18 protein-coding genes are annotated in these 17,256 nt (G+C 45.3%); 1 reads left to right on the top strand and 17 read right to left on the bottom strand.

Translation table 11 applies throughout. From position 1 onward, the window contains the following. From ACWHAR_RS11325 to ACWHAR_RS11245, 17 genes are all read right to left on the bottom strand, one after another. Positions 1-1,287 carry a Glu/Leu/Phe/Val family dehydrogenase gene (locus ACWHAR_RS11325; RefSeq protein WP_003150991.1) on the bottom strand — a complete coding sequence of 429 codons (1,287 nt, stop codon included), beginning with the start codon at positions 1,285-1,287 and terminating at the stop codon, positions 1-3. Positions 1,288-1,521: 234 nt separating this feature from the next. Next, positions 1,522-2,457 carry a sensor histidine kinase gene (locus ACWHAR_RS11320; RefSeq protein WP_032875822.1) on the bottom strand — a complete coding sequence of 312 codons (936 nt, stop codon included), beginning with the start codon at positions 2,455-2,457 and terminating at the stop codon, positions 1,522-1,524. Continuing rightward, on the bottom strand, positions 2,458-3,156 hold the full coding sequence (locus tag ACWHAR_RS11315; protein ID WP_032875820.1) for a response regulator transcription factor: 699 nt from the start codon (positions 3,154-3,156) through the stop codon (positions 2,458-2,460). Between the two features lie 191 nt (positions 3,157-3,347). Next, on the bottom strand, positions 3,348-4,214 hold the full coding sequence (locus ACWHAR_RS11310; RefSeq protein ID WP_032875817.1) for a DUF4097 family beta strand repeat-containing protein: 867 nt from the start codon (positions 4,212-4,214) through the stop codon (positions 3,348-3,350). Positions 4,215-4,234: 20 nt separating this feature from the next. Beyond that, positions 4,235-4,939: an ABC transporter permease gene (locus ACWHAR_RS11305; RefSeq protein ID WP_012118718.1), complete on the bottom strand. Its 705-nt coding sequence runs from the start codon at positions 4,937-4,939 to the stop codon at positions 4,235-4,237. Between the two features lie 64 nt (positions 4,940-5,003). Continuing rightward, positions 5,004-5,930: an ABC transporter ATP-binding protein gene (locus ACWHAR_RS11300; protein WP_032876931.1), complete on the bottom strand. Its 927-nt coding sequence runs from the start codon at positions 5,928-5,930 to the stop codon at positions 5,004-5,006. A gap of 348 nt (positions 5,931-6,278) precedes the next feature. Further along, on the bottom strand, positions 6,279-6,734 hold the full coding sequence (locus ACWHAR_RS11295) for a dTDP-4-dehydrorhamnose 3,5-epimerase family protein (RefSeq protein WP_003150986.1): 456 nt from the start codon (positions 6,732-6,734) through the stop codon (positions 6,279-6,281). Beyond that, complete coding sequence (gene rfbD / locus ACWHAR_RS11290; RefSeq protein WP_032875814.1) at positions 6,731-7,579, bottom strand: dTDP-4-dehydrorhamnose reductase; 849 nt, start codon at positions 7,577-7,579, stop codon at positions 6,731-6,733. The genes ACWHAR_RS11295 and rfbD overlap by 4 nt, the downstream gene beginning before the upstream one ends. A gap of 20 nt (positions 7,580-7,599) precedes the next feature. Next, the gene (gene rfbB / locus ACWHAR_RS11285) at positions 7,600-8,547 is read right to left on the bottom strand and encodes a dTDP-glucose 4,6-dehydratase (RefSeq protein ID WP_032875811.1); all 948 of its coding nucleotides are present in this window, start codon (positions 8,545-8,547) and stop codon (positions 7,600-7,602) included. 2 nt (positions 8,548-8,549) lie between these two features. After that, positions 8,550-9,287 carry a sugar phosphate nucleotidyltransferase gene (locus tag ACWHAR_RS11280; RefSeq protein ID WP_032875808.1) on the bottom strand — a complete coding sequence of 246 codons (738 nt, stop codon included), beginning with the start codon at positions 9,285-9,287 and terminating at the stop codon, positions 8,550-8,552. 27 nt (positions 9,288-9,314) lie between these two features. Continuing rightward, positions 9,315-10,319: a PseG/SpsG family protein gene (locus tag ACWHAR_RS11275; RefSeq protein WP_032875805.1), complete on the bottom strand. Its 1,005-nt coding sequence runs from the start codon at positions 10,317-10,319 to the stop codon at positions 9,315-9,317. A 1-nt stretch (position 10,320) separates the two neighbouring features. Continuing rightward, the gene (locus ACWHAR_RS11270) at positions 10,321-11,061 is read right to left on the bottom strand and encodes a cytidylyltransferase domain-containing protein (protein WP_032875802.1); all 741 of its coding nucleotides are present in this window, start codon (positions 11,059-11,061) and stop codon (positions 10,321-10,323) included. Further along, positions 11,054-12,175, bottom strand: a complete 1,122-nt coding sequence (locus ACWHAR_RS11265; RefSeq protein ID WP_032875799.1) for an N-acetylneuraminate synthase family protein — start codon at positions 12,173-12,175, stop codon at positions 11,054-11,056. The genes ACWHAR_RS11270 and ACWHAR_RS11265 overlap by 8 nt, the downstream gene beginning before the upstream one ends. Next, positions 12,175-13,038 carry a GNAT family N-acetyltransferase gene (locus ACWHAR_RS11260; protein WP_032875796.1) on the bottom strand — a complete coding sequence of 288 codons (864 nt, stop codon included), beginning with the start codon at positions 13,036-13,038 and terminating at the stop codon, positions 12,175-12,177. Before ACWHAR_RS11260 ends, ACWHAR_RS11265 begins: the two co-directional genes overlap by 1 nt. Continuing rightward, complete coding sequence (locus ACWHAR_RS11255; RefSeq protein WP_032875793.1) at positions 13,039-14,208, bottom strand: DegT/DnrJ/EryC1/StrS family aminotransferase; 1,170 nt, start codon at positions 14,206-14,208, stop codon at positions 13,039-13,041. A gap of 22 nt (positions 14,209-14,230) precedes the next feature. Continuing rightward, complete coding sequence (locus ACWHAR_RS11250; protein ID WP_032875790.1) at positions 14,231-15,655, bottom strand: capsular polysaccharide export protein, LipB/KpsS family; 1,425 nt, start codon at positions 15,653-15,655, stop codon at positions 14,231-14,233. Positions 15,656-15,659: 4 nt separating this feature from the next. Beyond that, complete coding sequence (locus ACWHAR_RS11245; RefSeq protein ID WP_032875786.1) at positions 15,660-16,430, bottom strand: glycosyltransferase family 2 protein; 771 nt, start codon at positions 16,428-16,430, stop codon at positions 15,660-15,662. A 280-nt stretch (positions 16,431-16,710) separates the two neighbouring features. Here ACWHAR_RS11245 and gerQ point away from each other — a divergent pair, with 280 nt between their 5' ends. After that, on the top strand, positions 16,711-17,256 hold the full coding sequence (gene gerQ, locus ACWHAR_RS11240) for a spore coat protein GerQ (RefSeq protein ID WP_007614539.1): 546 nt from the start codon (positions 16,711-16,713) through the stop codon (positions 17,254-17,256).

The following is a 17,256-nucleotide window of genomic DNA, read 5'->3' as shown; positions in this document are numbered from 1 at the left end:
TTATACCCAGCCGCGGAACCGGGCCGCTTCAGCCGACTTTCTGATGCCCGTCATATAGGCGGCCAAACGCATATCGACTTTGTGGGTATGCGCTGTCTGATAAATGGATTCAAACGAATTCACCATGACGCTGCGCAGTTTTCCGGCGACTTCCTCCTCAGACCAGTAAAAGCCTTGATTATTTTGCACCCATTCAAAATAAGACACCGTCACGCCGCCGGCGCTTGCCAAAATATCCGGTACGAGAAGCACGCCTCTTTCATTCAGAATTTTCGTGGCATCTATCGTTGTCGGGCCGTTTGCCGCCTCCACAATGATTGAGGCTTTAATGTGATGGGCGTTTTCAGCCGTAATCTGATTGGAGATTGCGGCGGGCACGAGAATATCACAGTCCTTTTCCAGCAGCTCCCGGTTCGTTATGACATCCGAGAAGAGATTCGTCACCGTGCCGAAGCTGTCCCGCTTATCCAGCAGGTAATCAATGTCAAGGCCGTCAGGGTCATACAAAGCGCCGTGGGCGTCTGAGATGCCGATCACCTTGGCGCCGGCGTCATGCATAAATTTAGCGAGAAAGCTCCCCGCATTTCCGAACCCCTGAATGATGATCCGTGCATTTTCCAATGGAATCCCTTTTTTCTTAACGGCTTCCTCAATACAAATCGTGACGCCTTGCGCGGTCGCCGTCTCCCGCCCCTGTGAACCGCCGAGAACGATCGGTTTGCCCGTAATGAATCCCGGTGAATCAAATTCTCTCAGGCGGCTGTATTCGTCCATCATCCATGCCATAATCTGCGAGTTGGTATATACGTCAGGAGCCGGAATATCCTTTGTCGGACCGACGATCTGGCTGATCGCGCGCACATATCCGCGGCTCAGCCGTTCCAGCTCTCCGAATGACATCGTCCGCGGATCACAGATGATGCCGCCTTTTCCGCCCCCGTAAGGAAGATTTGTGATACCGCATTTTAAAGTCATCCAGATGGAAAGCGCCTTGACCTCTTCTTCACTGACTTCCGGATGAAACCGCACGCCCCCTTTTGTCGGGCCGACTGCGTCATTATGCTGTGAGCGGTAGCCCGTGAAAACCTGTACTGAGCCATTGTCCATTTTGACAGGGATGCGGACGGTTAAAAGCCGCATCGGCTCTTTCATCAGTTCATACATATTGTCAGGATAGCCCAGTTTGCGCAGAGCTTCTTTTATGATCGATTGTGTTGACAAGAACAAATTAAGAACTTCTTTTTCTTCATCTTTCTGATTGCTTTTAGAAAGCGGGTTGGCTGACATGTTTTATCACCTCATCGTATTTTACGTGTAAGCTTCAATTACCGGCAGAACAAAATGTAAGCGCTTTTACACCAAAACCCATCAATCCCTTTCACATTGTCGTTACGCCCCTTTTTATATGCAAGATTCATGCCATCCTTTTGCGTATAAAAAAAAAAGAGACTGTTGTCAGCCTCTCAGATTAAAGAGAAAGGGGATTTGAAGACGTATACAGAAGAAACCTTACTGCTTTTATTAAAATTTAATACGTCTTAAACGTACAGAAAACGTTGTTTCTTTGAAGGGGACACTATTTAGAGATATACTTCCTTCCATTTGCTCTACTAATCTCTTAGTAATCGTCAGCCCCAATCCGCTTCCCTGATAATTGGTATTTCTCGAGTCCTCCAATGTGTACATTCGTTCAAAGACACGGTCTTTATGCATTTCATTTATTCCTTTTCCTTTATCTGATATTTCTACAAAAACATCATTATCAGTTATTCTGATCTTTAAACCCACCATCTTACCATCGGAACCATATTGAATTGCATTCGTAATTAAATTATTCAGAACCCTCTCAATTGCTTCTTCATCTCCGCTAACAAAGATAGAATCATCGGGTATATCAATCACTACTTCAAATTCTTTGCTGATTAAAATTTCGTAGTAATCCAAAATTATTTTTCGGCTGACTTCACATATGTCAATTCGTGAAGAATTTAATTTTTTATCTCCTGACTCTAATTTTACAAGTTCAAAAAAACGGTTTATTAACGCTAATACCTCGACCGTTTTTAAATTAACTGTTTTTAGTAAACTCATAACCTTTTCCGAAGTCAGACTTTTATCGTTATTTATCATTTCAATATAACCTAGTATAACTGTTAAAGGCGTCTTTAAATCGTGTGAAATATTTGATAGCATTTTTCGCATGGACAGTTCAATACTATTGCAGTTCCCTTTGATCTTTTGATTATGGTCTAAAAGACGGTTTATTTGAATTAACAAGGATTTTATATATTTATCTTCCGTGTTAAGCAATAATCTTTCGCCTGTCTCTTCATTTACAACTTTTCGAAGTTTATTTCTTATATATTTAATCTCAGTCCTTAGATTTAATCGGCTTCGGAAAAGAAATATATTTACTGCTGCAGAGCATATAAATAAAATAACCACTAGATAAAACATTCAAAAATCTCCCAACTTATAACCGATTCCCCACAAAGTTTTTATGTACGTTGGATGAGATGGATCGTCCTCAATTTTCTCTCTGAGCCGTCTAATATGAACATTAATTACATTCTCATCTCCATGATACTCATCTTCCCATACGGACTTATAAAGTTGAGACTTAGTATATACTTGTGAAGGATTAGAAATAAAGAGTTTTAAAATATTAAATTCTTTTGCCGTGAGATTAATCTTTTCATTGAATTTTTTAACAGAAAAGCCATGCAGGTCAACACTTAAATCACCTATTTTAATGATTTTTTCTTCCTTTGAAGACAGGGAGCTCTTATAGTGTCTTTCTCTTCTAATGGTTGCTTTAATTCTGGCTATTACCTCCAGCATAGAAAAAGGTTTAGAAATATAATCATCAGCTCCGAGGCCGAGACCAAGTGCCTTATCTACATCTTCATCTTTTGCAGACATGATAAGAACGGGAACCATACTTTTGGAACGAATCATTCTTAAACATTCCATCCCATCTATCTTCGGAAGCATTAAATCCAACATTATAACCTCAAACTTTTGGGTGTTCAATATGTCTAAAGCTTCTTCACCATCAAAAGCTGCTGTTACTTCAAACCCTTCTTTCGTTAAGCTTTCGCTTACCATATCGCTTATGAATTGGTCGTCTTCTACAATTAATATTTTGTAACCCAAGCTTTCCGCTCCTTAAATATAAAACTGATATTCTTAATTCACTGTTTATTTCAATCATTATACAGATAATTAATCTCATTATAATTATTTTTTATACAAAAGGAGATAAATATTCCAAAACATTTTAAATACAAACAAATAAGACAACCATTCTTCAATAGCGGGAATTGTTGTCTTGTGTTTTTCTCTTTTTATCTCACCTTTATCGAACCATCTTCACTAGATAGACTTACTTTATTACTTCCCGCGCCAATTTCACCTTTTTTCAGTTTTACGCCATCATGGCTCTTATTAAGCCCATCTAAATCAAACGTTACATCAGAATTACTCTGAGCAAAAACAGCAAGTGAAGTTGGCGCTTTTTTATAAGATACACCTATATCTCCTGATTTCGTATTTACTGATAAAGATTTTCCTTCTGTTATGTCCTTGATTGAAACCGCTCCATCTTTAGAAGTAACCTTTACATTGGAACTATGTATTTCCTTCATCTCGTTATCGCCGCCTGCAGATGTTATATTTAATTTCTCAAAAGAACTATTTTCAACGCTTAACGCCCCATCCTTGGATGAAAACTTTCCAGTATGAGCCGAAACATTATTGATTTTTTCATCACCGGAATTATTTTCAACGATAATATTTTCAGCTGAAATCTCACTTAATTGTATATTCCCATCCTTATTAGTTATTTCAATATTGTTCATACCTGAATCGGGAACATTAATATAGATTGTGCCGCCCTGCTTCCCAAAAGTAAATCCATCCAAAAAGCCGCCATTCTTTTGTTCTTTTTGACTAACGACCAAATCCCCCCCATCTCCTTGAAATGTAACTGGAGCCTTATCTTTCTGCTTCCCCTCAGCAGATATTGTTGCCTTATTTGAATTACTCTTTTTAAACTTCACATCCCATGAGTCAGTATATACTTTTAAAGTATCAATTTTTTCAACATTGCAGGACACGTTCTTTTTAAAGTTTTTTGTATCTGTCTTATAAAGGCTTAAAACAATTCCGCCGATTACGATTAACACTGCACATGATGCTATAATCTTCTTCATTGTATAATTTCTCCTTTTATCTACAATAAATCTTTCTGATCCACCTTACGGTAAGAAAGATAACCCACTAAAAAACCAAATAAACAAAGTATAATTGGAATGATAATAAATTGACTTAAACTGACTGTTTCTCCTCCGTCGGAAACTGTTGCATTGATAAAAACCCCGATTATGACAGCCCAAGTGATTGTAGCAGAAGTTGATTTTTTTCTCATGCCGAAAAATAAAGGAATCAGACTCACTCCTCCCATCATAAAAGCGGTGAGAAGAGTCGATGGCATAGCGGAAATAACTTCACTCATTTCAACAGGCTTCTCGAATAAATATAAGTGCGGACTCACGAAGAGAATTAACAAGTTAATAACAAACGTAGCAATAACAATACTTACAAAGCAGAATAGGAAGACAATAGATAGTTTAGCTTGCATTAATTTTTTTCTTTGTAAAGGATAAGTAAACAGCAATTGTATTGTTTTATTTTTATATTCATCAATAACTAAACGGGATAAAATCACAGCAGAAAAACTAATAAACACAATTCTAATTAAAATATTAGTTAGAGATATAAAATCTGCATAATCACGAAACATAAGTTCATTTTCATTTTTAGATTCCCATCCCATAAAAGCCGCTAAGGCAAAGATGATGAATATCCAAAGTGCCACCCATTTAAAATACTGTGATAAGTGATGTTTTTTGTACTCTAATTTCATAAGTTTTAACATGCTAATAGCCTCCAGCTGAAGAATTTAAGACAATGCAAATAGGTGCATAACACAGACGGGCAATCTATCTAGTGTGTATTCCCTCCCCATTCATAGAATTTAAGAAGTATTCTTCTAAAGAACTGTGTTTTTTATTTATACTTTCTATACCAATGTCATTCAGAATAAGTGCTTTAGAGATTTCTTGTTGTGTAACTGCTGTTTCATAGATACGAATTAATTGTTGATCAATCATTTTAAAATTTCTTATCCCCAGATTTTGCTCTAAAATATATAACGCTTTTTTTATATTTTGGACTTTTACCTCTATATACTCTGTTTGTTTTCCGTTAATACTCTTCATAGAAACTTCTTTTATTAACTTGCCATTCTGTATGATACCAACAGTATCTGACATTTGTTCCATTTCGGCTAAAATGTGACTGGAGACTAATAATGTAATTCCATATTCTCTGCAAAGTAACTTAAAGAGATCCCTCAACTCTTTTATACCTATTGGATCCAGGCCATTAATCGGCTCGTCTAAAATGAGAAGTTCTGGTCTTGTAGAAATAGCTCTGGCTATTCCTAACCTTTGTTTCATTCCTAAAGAAAACTCTTTCACTTTTTTATTATCAATATTATGTAACTTTACAAGCTCGATAGCATGGTCAATGGATTTTTTATCGTAATAGCCCATATATTCACAATGGAAATCTAAATTTTCTTTAGCCGTGAGGTTGTCATAGAAAATGGGATATTCAATAATGGTGCCCATTCTTTTTAAAACTTCAAATGACGTATCTGTTAATTTCTCACCGAAAATTTCTATTTCACCACTTGTTGGCTTGATTAAATTGGTAATCATTTTCATAATGGTTGTTTTACCTGCACCATTGGGACCCAAGAATCCATAAATCTCCCCTTTTTTCACGTGCATATTAACCCCGGAAACAACTTCTTTTCCTTTAAATGTTTTTGTAAGCTGACTCGTTTTTAAGATGTATGTCATTCGCTTTCCCCTTTCCATATATACTCCTACTATATAAAGGAAAGTTCTCTTTTCTCTTAAGCAAATATTACTTTTTTCTTAAGATTTTTCTAATTAAATCCTATCCCCATTCTATAAATCATTTTTTGTTTTTTAGGATGCATGATGTCCATAGGAGAAGAAAGGGAGGATCTCTTAAATTTCAGGTCCCTAACTGACCGCCATCTTCCAAGACATTTTTGATGAAATTGTCCTTCAGGCCAGCAATCATGATATAGTGGGCGGTCGTATCTTATTCACTGGCTCCACTCATATCAAAGTCAACAAAACACAAAAAAACGAAGACATCCGCTGTCTTCGTCTTGTGCGCTACCGGTGAGCCGTCTGCCAATCAAATCCGATGGTGTCATCATTCCACGGGATTCTTTTTTCGTCAGGCTGATCCGGATTGTAGGACATCGTCGTGAAATAAATAATGGTCAGCGGGGTTTCACCCAGCACTCTGTACCCGTGTGCGACGCCTTTGGGAATGAGAAGGAGCATCGGATTGTCTTCTCCCATGTAGTAGACATCCGTTTCTCCCTTGGTTGCCGACTCTTCGCGAAGGTCATGGAGCACGACCTGGGCATGGCCTGTCGGGAAAAACCACAGGTCATCCTGTTTCTCATGATAGTGAAACGCTTTAATGACGCCGGGATAGCTTTTGGACCAGGAAGCCTGCCCGAAACGCTCTAAGAGATGTTCATCGTCACGGACGAGTTCTGAGAAAAAACCCCGGTCATCGCTGTGTTTGATCAGCTTTTTGATTTTTACGCCTTCGATCACTTGCACTGTCCCTCCCCTTGTAAATAATCCCGCAGCGCTTCCCGCCAATGCCTCATGCCGAGCCCCTGCCGTTCAATCGACTCAAGACTCAACACCGAATAAGCGGGGCGCGGCGTCTCATTTCCGTATTCCTCCGTCGTGACGGGCAGCACGGCGGCGGTTCTGCCGCTTTCTTCAAAAATAGCCTTGGCGAATTCATACCAGCTGCACACTCCGCTGTTTGCGGCGTGGTATAAGCCCGGCGGCCTGTCAAACAGACCGATCACCGTTTCGGCTAAATCTTTTGTATACGTCGGCGCTCCGACTTGATCGTTAACGACACGAACCTGATCATGTGTATCCGCAAGCTTCAGCATCGTATTGACAAAGTTGTGCCCGCCGCTGCCGTACACCCACGATGTTCTGATAATGGTGTGTTTTTTTCCCGTCAACCGGATCAGTTCTTCGCCGAGTTTTTTGCTTTTTCCGTAAATCGTGCCCGGATCTGCGGGATCATCGGTCTGGTATGGCCGTGTTCCTTTGCCGCTGAAGACGTAATCGGTGCTGATGTGAATGAATTTCGCGCCGGTGTTTTCAGCCTCAAGCGCGGCATAATAAGCGCCGATTCCGTTTATTAAATACGCTTTGTCGAGTTCCGTTTCACATTTGTCAACGGAGGTGTATGCCGCCGTATTGACGACGATATCCGGCTTGTAATGGCTGAACGAGTGCCGCACCGAACGCTGGTCGGATATGTTCATCATCGCTTTTGTCAAGGCGATCACTTCATACCCTTCCCGCTTCAGCTGGCGGCATAACTCCCGCCCCAGCTGGCCGGCCGCTCCGGTTACTAATACCTTCGTCAATCGGATCCCCTTCTTTCCGATTAGTCTTGGCTGTCTGTATACCAGCGAATGGTTCTTCTCATTCCTTCTTCAAATGTGACGTCCTGCCGCCATCCCAGCTCATTTTTCAGCTTTGAAGCATTGATGGCGTAACGGCGGTCATGCCCTTTTCTGTCTTCGACATGAGCAAACCGTTCCTCGACACCGAGCTCCTTCATGATAAATGACGCAAGCTCTTTATTCGTCCGTTCATTTCCTCCGCCGATATTGTAAATGTCACCGAGTGTTCCTTTTTCCAGGACGAGCTTAATGGCGCGGCAATGGTCTTCGGCAAACAGCCAGTCTCTGATCTGCAATCCGTCGCCGTACAGCGGAACCGGCGTGCCGTTTACGGCATGCCTGATAATGGTCGGAATCATTTTCTCATGATGCTGGTACGGCCCGTAATTGTTGCTGCATCTTGTAATAATGGCAGGAAGCTTATGGGTTCTCACATAAGACATGACGAGCAGGTCTGAGCTTGCCTTGCTGGCCGAATACGGATTGTTCGGAGAAAGCGGCGTCGTCTCTGTAAAAGCGGGATCATCCGGCGCCAAATCTCCGTACACCTCATCTGTGGAAATGTGAATCAGCCTGCCGGCTTTTCCCTGTAACACCGCGTCCGCCAGTCGGTATGTGCCCATTACATTTGTTGTGATGAACGGCTCTGCCTGATTTATGCTTCTGTCCACATGGGATTCAGCCGCAAAATGAATGACAGCGTCATACATTTGGGAAAAGACTTTGTCAATGTCCTCTTTTTTAGAAATGTCACCTTTGATAAAACGAAAACGGTCGTTCTTTTTTAAGGCTTCTATTTCAAGCGGCCTGCTTGCATACGTGAGATTATCCAGGACGGTAATCTGCGCATCTGTTTCTTTCAGCATCATCTTTGTGAAGGTAAGGCCGATAAATCCAGCGCCCCCTGTAATTAAATATGATTTTGGCATGATTAATGCTCCTGTCCTTTCTGTAATACCTGATGCGCCAGGCTTCCGGCGAGGTAGAGCGATTCATGCGTGCCCGCATCCACCCACCAGCCCGTTAACACATCATACGTCAGCTCACTGTGTTCAATGTATAAATTATTGACATCCGTAATTTCCAGTTCGCCGCGTTTTGAAGGGGAAATTTGTTCAATATAAGAAAACACTTCTGCGTCGTACATGTAGATCCCTGTGACGCATAGTCTGGTCGGCGGCTGCTCCGGCTTTTCAATGATCGACTTGATCCGTTTGTTTTCCTCATCAATCTCGGCGATGCCGAAGCGCTCCGGATCGTCCACTTCTTTCAGCAGCACTTTTGCTCCTTTTCCCTGCTTTGCGAAACGCTCCGTATAAGGTTTTAATGAATCTTCAAAAATATTATCTCCCAAAAGCAGAACGAACGGATCGCGCCCGGTAAACCGCTTTGCGTATGATAAACCGTCGGAAATGCCGGATGCGGCTGGCTGAACCTGATATGTGATTGAGACGCCGAGCTCTTCTCCGGTTTCGAGAAGTTTATGAAATTGCGGAATATATTCTTTTTGCGTAATCAGCAAGATATCTGTAATCCCCGCTTCTTCCAGCTTCATGATCGACCAGTAAATCATCGGATATGGACCGACAGGGAGTAAATGCTTATTGACCGCTTTTGTCAGCGGCATAAGGCGTGAGCCGGTGCCTCCGGCTAAGATAACACCTTTCACATGAACACTTCCTTACGTGTGGTTTTATCACAAATCATAAAGAATCGCCGCCGCCCGTTTGATGCCCCTGCCGTCAACCAGCGGCTTTCCGTTTTGATGAAGTCCGGTCCGCAGAGGATAATCAGCGGCCATGTCAGACATATGCCGTGCGAGAACGTCCGCTGATATGCATTCACCAAGGCCGAGGTGAACGGCGGCCCCCCGTGCGGCGAATTTTCCCGCCGTCTCAGTTTGATGCTCCACTTGAGAAAGTACGATGCAGGGCACACCTGTACAAATGGTTTCATATAAAGTGATCCCGCCGGACACGACGGCCATATCAGCCCTCGAAAGAAGCGCGGCCATGTCATTTGTCTGCCTTACCATCTCGGCATACGGCATTTGTATAAGATGCGCGCGCACGTCATCAGCATGAGGCGCAGCGCCGCCCATGACGATGATCACTCGTTTTCGCTGAATGGCGGGGATGCGGCGGCATGCTTCCATCACTTTAAAGACAAGCTTCTTCGGGTCGCTTCCTCCTAATGAGACCAATATGGTACGGCATTCTTTATTCAGCTGATAAAGCTGTTTGGCTTTTTCAAAACCCGGATGAAGAATGATATAATCCGGGCCTTCATATACCGCGGCGCTGCCCATTTGAACCGTCCGGCTTTTCAGCCCTCCGTAAATGCCGTTTATAACGGCATCGCATATATGAATGACATGTTCCCGTTTTTCTTCAAATAAGACGATGCGTGCCGATGAATGCTTTTTGATTTCCTCTAACCAGTCACACGGTATATCGAGCAGATCGAATATGAGAAGGTCAGGAGCCTGCCTGTTTATTTCCCGGACAATAAATTCCTTCTGTCCCTTGTCAGGCTTGATGATCACTTCCCATTGATCAGAAGACAGATAAGAAGAAGCCTCTTTATTTGTGTAGAACGTTATTGAGCAATTATTCTTAATGGCACCGGCAAGCAGCTTCATCCGCACCGCGTGCCCCATGCCGATGTCACGGCCCCCGTCCGCGAAAATCAAAACCCGCATGCTAATCAGCCTCTTTTTGCCGGATCATTTGATTAATGGCCCTGAGCTCCGGATCACGATTCAGCAGATGGATCAATTCTTTTGCCGGAATATCAGGACGCGAGCCCGCTTTTACGTACAGCTCGCGGGCCATCCTGTAGTCCTCTTCGGTATCGACGGTCATCCGCAAGTGGGGAGCCCGGAGTTCCTGCGGGGGCTCAGGAAAGAGAAGCCGGTACTTCTCAGGAGATTCTCTTATTAAAAGCGTGATATGCTCCTGATATTTGTCCGCCAGCGTTTTGTCGGCATTGATCTCCGTTAAAAGGCGCGCGTTTACCGCCTCGCCGCCGATGCCGAGCGGTGTACCGCAAATATACGTGTAGTCTGCGTGCTGGTCTAAATGCGATTGAATCAGAAAATCAAGCAGCGAAGAGTCGACAAACGGGTTATCCCCCGTCAGTCTGACTGCGATATCCGGTTTTACTTGTTCGATGACTTGTGCAAACCGGTCAAGCACGCGCTGCTCGCTGCCGCGGTGCACACGGTAGTTCTTGCTGAGGCAGTGCGCAGACAGAATGTCGTCGGTCTTGCTGTCAGACGAGGCGACGATCAGATTATCCCGCGATTGATCATAATACGCGCTTTGCCGAACCCTTTTGACAATCATATCGAGGATCGTATACCCGCCGATCGGTTTCAGCACTTTGCCGGGAAGACGCCCGCTTCCCATCCGCGCCTGAATGATAAACAAAATGTCAGTCATCATATGGGCTGCCTTTCGTCAAAAGGTCATCCCAAGTGATGCCCGTGTCGGCGGGGATATCCCTGACCGCACGCGCGCCGTCAGTTAAAAGCTCAAAATATCTCGGGTGGAGCCCCTGCGGTTTTTGACCGGGACGAAGGACGGCAAGGTTTTCAGCCGTAAAACATTCGCCTTTTTGAATCGGCGCTGTTGAAAAAATGCCTCTGTAAGCGAACCTTCTGATATCCCCTTCAATCGGTGTCGTGGTTTTATGGGAGCTTCCCGACAACACTTCCGGCACCGGAGCGTGGTGCCCTTGCCGCAACTCCGCTTCAACCGAGCGGATCGCCGCAACCATTTCTTTTAATTCATCCGGATTGAGGGCGAAAGAGTGATCAGCACCGGGCAGGTTTTTATCGATCGTAAAATGCTTTTCAATCAGTTTCGCTCCGAGCCTGACCGCCGCGCACGGCACATCATACGGATGGGCGCTGTGATCGGAGAAACCGATCACTGCATCCGGGAATGCGGCGGCAAGCATGGGAATGACGCTCAGATTGCTGTATTCAGGCGGCGCAGGATATTTCGCCACACAATGCATGATCGCAATTTCTGTGTTCCCCTCGCCGGTAATGGTTTGATAAGCCTCCTGAATATCTGAAATATCAGCGCCCGCGGTGGAAAAGATAATCGGTGTCTTCAGTCCTGCGACATATTTCAATAACGGCAGATGATTCAGCTCGTAGGAGGCGATTTTAAAGGCTGAAGGCGAAGTCGCATACAGTAAGTCGGCAGAGCCTTCGTCACAGACCGTGCTTAAAAACAGCACGCCTTTTTTCTTACAATATTCAAGCAGCGGTTCGATCCACTCAGCGGGCATTTCCATTGATTGCACCAAAGAAAATATCGAGACATCTTTTCCCGCAGCGGTTTTGTACAAGCCGGGGTCTTTCTGATACATTTTGTCAGCCTGAAACATTTGGAACTTGACCGCGTCCGCGCCGGCCTCACTGGCCGCATCTATCAATTCAAACGCCTGGCTCAGTTTTCCGTCATGATTAATTCCGGCTTCGGCGATGATGAATACGGGCGAACCTTCGCCGATTGACTTCGTTCCGATTTTGCATGATGCCATCAGTCCGCCTCCTTCCCGGGCCACACATGATAGTAGTAATAGGACGCATCCGCTTTAAATCCCATTCTTTCATACAGGCGGATGGCTCTTACATTGTGGAGCTGCGTTCCCGCTGATACAGTCTTATGCTGAAAGCGCAATGATTGTTCAATCACGTGCGCCGCTAAATGGAATCCCGCTCCTTTTCCTTCAAATCCCGGCTTTACCGCCATCAGATCAAGGACGAATTCATCGCCTTTAGACAGCCCCTGAACAAAGCCCACGGTCTCTCCCTTATATGTGGCGGCGAATTGTAACGAAGCTCTGCCTTCCGCGTTATTCCGCGCCCACTCTTCAAACAGGCGGTTTGCACTTTCATAGCTGAGATGGGGGTCTTGGTAATACCTGCTTTTTGTAAAGGCGTCGCGGGCCAGCCGGCTGATCGCTTCCGTGTCGCCGGGTCCGGCTTCTGTAATCTCAAATGGCGGCGTGCTGTTATATACACGCACCGGGCTGACGAGTTTGAGCAGACTCCCTACAAAATAAGCGTTCGGAAGCTGCTGAACGACCTGCATCGCCCCGATATCTTCAGCCGGTATTTTAATAAATATAAAATCAGTGCCGGCCGCCCGCCTTGCCGCGTAAAATTCCTGAAACAGCCTTTTGAGCTGTCCGGTACTGTTTGCGGCTGCAAGCTTCACATTGATGATATTTTTTCGGAACAATTGACTTTCCCACGAAGAGTTTTCATATAAAATCACGCCTTGAAGGCTGTTTTCTTCCAATAAACAGAGCGACGATTCATAGGCTTCCGGCTGGATGCCCTTCTGATGCAGGAAGGCATGAATCATGTCCTGCGCAAGATTTTCCCTCAGTCTGTACACCTAATCAGCCCCTTTGACGATATCGGTAACGGCTGCAATGACGTATTCAACGTCGTCATCTGTCATTGACGGATAAAGAGGGAGTGACACGGTGCGGTGATAATACGCTGCCGCGGCCGGAAAGTCAGTTTCCTTATATCCGTACGTTTTTTGATAATACGGATGGAACGGAACCGGAATAAAATGAACACTTGTGCCGATATTATATTGGTCTTTTAAAGCGGAAATCAGATCGTTCCGGCTGATCCCGGCCTCCTGCTCCTCTATTTGAAGAACATACAGATGCCATGCATGCCGCCCGTCATCACTGACATGCGGGATGGTCAGCCCTTTCATGTGTCTGAAGGCGTCCTGGTAGCGGCTCGCAATGTCGGCTCTTCTTTGCTGCATGCTGTCAATCCGTTTCAGCTGATGAAGCCCAAGCGCTGCCTGAAGATCAAACATATTCATTTTATAGCCGGGCGTTTCGACCTCGTAGTACCAGCTTCCGTTTGAAGAATAGCGGTTCCAAGCGCCTTTGCTCATGCCGTGAAGACTGAGCACCCTGATCTGATCGGCAAGCCCGTCATCGTCCGTCGTCAGCATGCCGCCTTCACCGGTTGCCAGGTTTTTTGTCGCGTAGAAGCTGAATGCCGTCGCATCACCGATTGATCCGATCATTTTCTGTTTATAAGTGGTATACACGGCATGTGCGGCATCCTCTAAGACAAACAGCTGATACTTTTCGGCGATGGCCAGAATCCGATCCATATCACACGACTGGCCGGCGAAATGAACGGGTACAATCGCTTTTGTCCGCGGGGTGACGGCCGCCTCAATTTTTTCAGGGTCCGCATTCAGCGTAAGCGGATCGATGTCAACAAACACCGGAACGGCGCCTGTGTGCACGATTGTATTGGCTGTTGAACTGAACGTCACGGCAGACGTGATGACCTCGTCGCCGGGACCGATCCCTTTCGCTTTCAGGGCCAAAAACAAAGCGGCGGTACATGAGTTCAGCGCGATCGCGTGCTTTGCTCCCGTCCAGGCAGCAAAGGCTTTTTCAAACGCCTCTACTTTCGGTCCCTTTGAAAGCCAGCCCGATTCAAGCGTATCAATAACCTCCTGAATTTCGTCCTTCCCGATCATGGGCAATGAATAGGGAAGAAAAGCTGATCTTTTTTGCACCATTTTCTTTGCGCTCCTATCTTTTTTATGAAGGGTCAACCCGTCTGAAGCTGACTCCGGTTTTTTCCTGAAGCACTTGGCATAAAGCGGCAAGCGAATCCTGAACCGGGTAGTTCGCGGCGACAAAAGCACGGCGCGCCTGTTCCGCTTTTTGATATTCTGCGGGGCTTTCGCATATCCGGATTAATTCCTGAGCGAGTGCCTGCGGGTCCTCAAAGACAAATGCTCCAAGTGAGTGATAATAAGGGTATCTGTGGGTTCCCGCTGATTTTCCGATTAGCACGGGCTTTTGAAACAGCATCGCTTCAAGACCGACCGTTGATGTCTGAGTCACCGCAGCGTCAACATACGGGAGAATGTCATACAGCTCCATCTCTTTTTTGATGATTTTTCCTGCTTTATATTTCCGCAGCACCTGATTGTAAGCATCCAGCTTGTTTTTGCCGATTTCCCACGGATGCGGTTTAATAATGAGCTGCATGTTCTTTTGGCCGACAAGCTCTTCAAGCACTCCCGTATAAAATTCATCAGAAAACGGCTGCGTGGCGATCAGCACCGTCCGCTGTGACGGGAGAAAAGAAAGTTTGCGGTAAAACGTATCCTGATCTATCGGTTCTCTTGAGAAAATCTCGTCGAAACGGGGATGCCCCGTGATGATGATTTGTTCATCCCTGCAGCCTTTTGCTTTATACCACTCCGCTTCATAAGCCCCGAATACAGCCTGATAGTCCGTAAATACGGGCAGAAACGCTTCATCTCCCATGAGCGCTCCGTGCTGCAGACAGATGCTGACGGCGTTTTTTTTCGCGGACATCAGCGCCAGCACACGGCTGTAAATATCCTCCGTCGTGCCGACTACAACGGCGGAAATCTTCTCGGCCGTAAACAAAATATCAACGGCATCAATCGCTTCAATAAATAATGGAATGTCTTTATACAAACGTTCCTGAAATTCTCTGTTTCCGAAAGCGGGATGGCTGTGAAGCTCTTTCAAAATGGAATGGGCTTTTTCAATATAAGGGACGGGGTTCCCTTTTTGCCCCATTCCCGTCAGCTCCAATTTGCAGATAACGGGCAGCCCGTAATGGTCAGGCAGACTCCATCTGGCCAGTACCGCTGTTTTTGCCGGATCAAACTGCCGGTAATTTCCCTCGGTGAACCGAAGATGATCGAAATGCAGAATGACTTTTCCGTTTACCGGTTTCTCATCTGTTTTCTTAATGTTTTGCCTTTTTTGATCATAATATGGCTGTATACCGGCTTCAGGAATATGCTGATCAGCCGGACCGAAAAGCTCTGGGTTCTGCTCCATGCTCTCCCGAAGCGCCGGACTGATATATTGATAAAAATTACTGATCAATGCGAGCGGGATGTCTTTGTAGCGAAGTGACTGAAAAAGGTCAATATACTGCCGGTACAGCACCCAATAATTCGCTAAGTATGCCGACAAGCCCTCACCCCTTTCCAAGCTTTTTTAATGATTCCCTCAGCTCCCGGCACGTGGTCTGCCGCGGAAGGCTGTTCACAAACTCGTTTTTCTCCGCCGCGAAAAGCTGATAATGGATGGATTGATCGGTAATATAATTGATATCAAGCTCCTCAGAAATCGGGTAAAACGGATAAAAATGATTCACTCTCCAGAAGAAACGGGCGTCACCGATCCGGTAAAACGCGGGGCTTTCATCCCAATAGGAACCGAATGCCGATTTGACCTGTTCCAGCACGGAAAACCGGTGCATGACCGAACAATGGTCAATGGCGCACGGCGCGTTCCACACGATCCGTTCGGCGGGCCTGGCCGTCTCCTTCACCGTCTCTTTCCGCTGATTCAGATGATAGGTTTTGGAACTTGAATACACGACGGCTTTTTCCGGGTCTTCATCAAGCTCTTTCACCATTTTCTCAAGCCGTTCCGGCACATACGTGTTGTCGTCGGTCGCATATGTCACGTACTCGCCCTCCGCCATTTCTATTGCCTGATTAATCAAGGCGGCGTAGCGTGTTTTTTCCGTTCTTTCTTTGACGCCCGATACATCGCTTTGATAAAACCGGACGCGGTCATCCGTGAGAAAAGGACGTATTTCCGCCAATGTCGCTTCATTTGAGTTGTCATCCATAATGAACAGCTCAAAGTCCGTAAACGTCTGAGACAGAATACTTTTAATAGAGCGGGCCACATAGTCACTTTTGTTATAGCTCGTCATGATCACTGACACTTTAGGCAACTCGTCACCCCCTTTTCGCACCTGAAACTACCGCTATCATATGTTCCTTATGCGGAAGATGCGCTAGGAATACAGACTATTATGTGAAAAGTCAGCATTGCGCGCACAAAAAAAGCCGGCTCTGATGTCCGGACTTATTGGAGCGTATTTTCTTTTTCCGCATAAATCTTTCTTTGGGCTCATATGGTGGAATAGATAAAAACAGCAGCCTCTCTGTCGGCTGTCTGATACTTTTCAGGAGGTTTCAGCATCAAGAGGTTTTCATCAAAGGAGGAACAATATGAAACCGAAAAAGAATCAATATCAGCAAATGCAAGGGATGGGGATGGGAATGGATATGCAAGGATACCAGCCGCAGCTCGGGCCTAATCCTTATCCGCAGCCACAGGGCCAAGGATCACAGATGATGCCGATGCAGCAGCAAATGACAATGCCGATGCAGCAAGGCCAGCAGAGCTTCGGCGGGGGGTTCCCCGGTCAGCCGCAGCAGCAGGGCGGCGGCAGCTTTCAAATCCCGTCAGGTCCATCATCGTCACAAAACGTTCCCGGCATGCTGCCGATTGAAGAGTCATACATTGAAAATATTCTGCGGTTGAACCGGGGCAAAACGGCGACGATTTATATGACATTTGAAAACAGCAAAGAATGGAATTCAAAGATTTTCCGCGGTGTGATTCAGGCAGCGGGACGTGACCATATCATCATCAGCGATCCGAAAACGGGCACCCGCTATCTGCTTCTGACCATTTACCTTGATTACATCACGTTTGATGAGGAAATCGCTTATACTTATCCGTACTCCATGTCTTCTTATTCGCCGAGATAA

The sequence above is a fragment of the Bacillus sp. LR--39 genome (assembly GCF_053613335.1).
Note: the sequence above shows the minus strand (reverse complement) of the source record. Positions and strands in the feature narration are given on the sequence as shown.

Coding starts and splice junctions, on each gene's coding strand:
- ACWHAR_RS11325 (WP_003150991.1), bottom strand. CDS start 1,287: ATGTCAGCCAACCCGCTTTCTAAAAGCAATCAGAAAGATGAAGAAAAA.
- ACWHAR_RS11320 (WP_032875822.1), bottom strand. CDS start 2,457: ATGTTTTATCTAGTGGTTATTTTATTTATATGCTCTGCAGCAGTAAAT.
- ACWHAR_RS11310 (WP_032875817.1), bottom strand. CDS start 4,214: ATGAAGAAGATTATAGCATCATGTGCAGTGTTAATCGTAATCGGCGGA.
- ACWHAR_RS11305 (WP_012118718.1), bottom strand. CDS start 4,939: ATGTTAAAACTTATGAAATTAGAGTACAAAAAACATCACTTATCACAG.
- ACWHAR_RS11300 (WP_032876931.1), bottom strand. CDS start 5,930: ATGACATACATCTTAAAAACGAGTCAGCTTACAAAAACATTTAAAGGA.
- rfbB (WP_032875811.1), bottom strand. CDS start 8,547: ATGCCAAAATCATATTTAATTACAGGGGGCGCTGGATTTATCGGCCTT.
- ACWHAR_RS11275 (WP_032875805.1), bottom strand. CDS start 10,319: ATGCGGGTTTTGATTTTCGCGGACGGGGGCCGTGACATCGGCATGGGG.
- ACWHAR_RS11270 (WP_032875802.1), bottom strand. CDS start 11,061: ATGACTGACATTTTGTTTATCATTCAGGCGCGGATGGGAAGCGGGCGT.
- ACWHAR_RS11265 (WP_032875799.1), bottom strand. CDS start 12,175: ATGGCATCATGCAAAATCGGAACGAAGTCAATCGGCGAAGGTTCGCCC.
- ACWHAR_RS11255 (WP_032875793.1), bottom strand. CDS start 14,208: ATGGTGCAAAAAAGATCAGCTTTTCTTCCCTATTCATTGCCCATGATC.
- gerQ (WP_007614539.1), top strand. CDS start 16,711: ATGAAACCGAAAAAGAATCAATATCAGCAAATGCAAGGGATGGGGATG.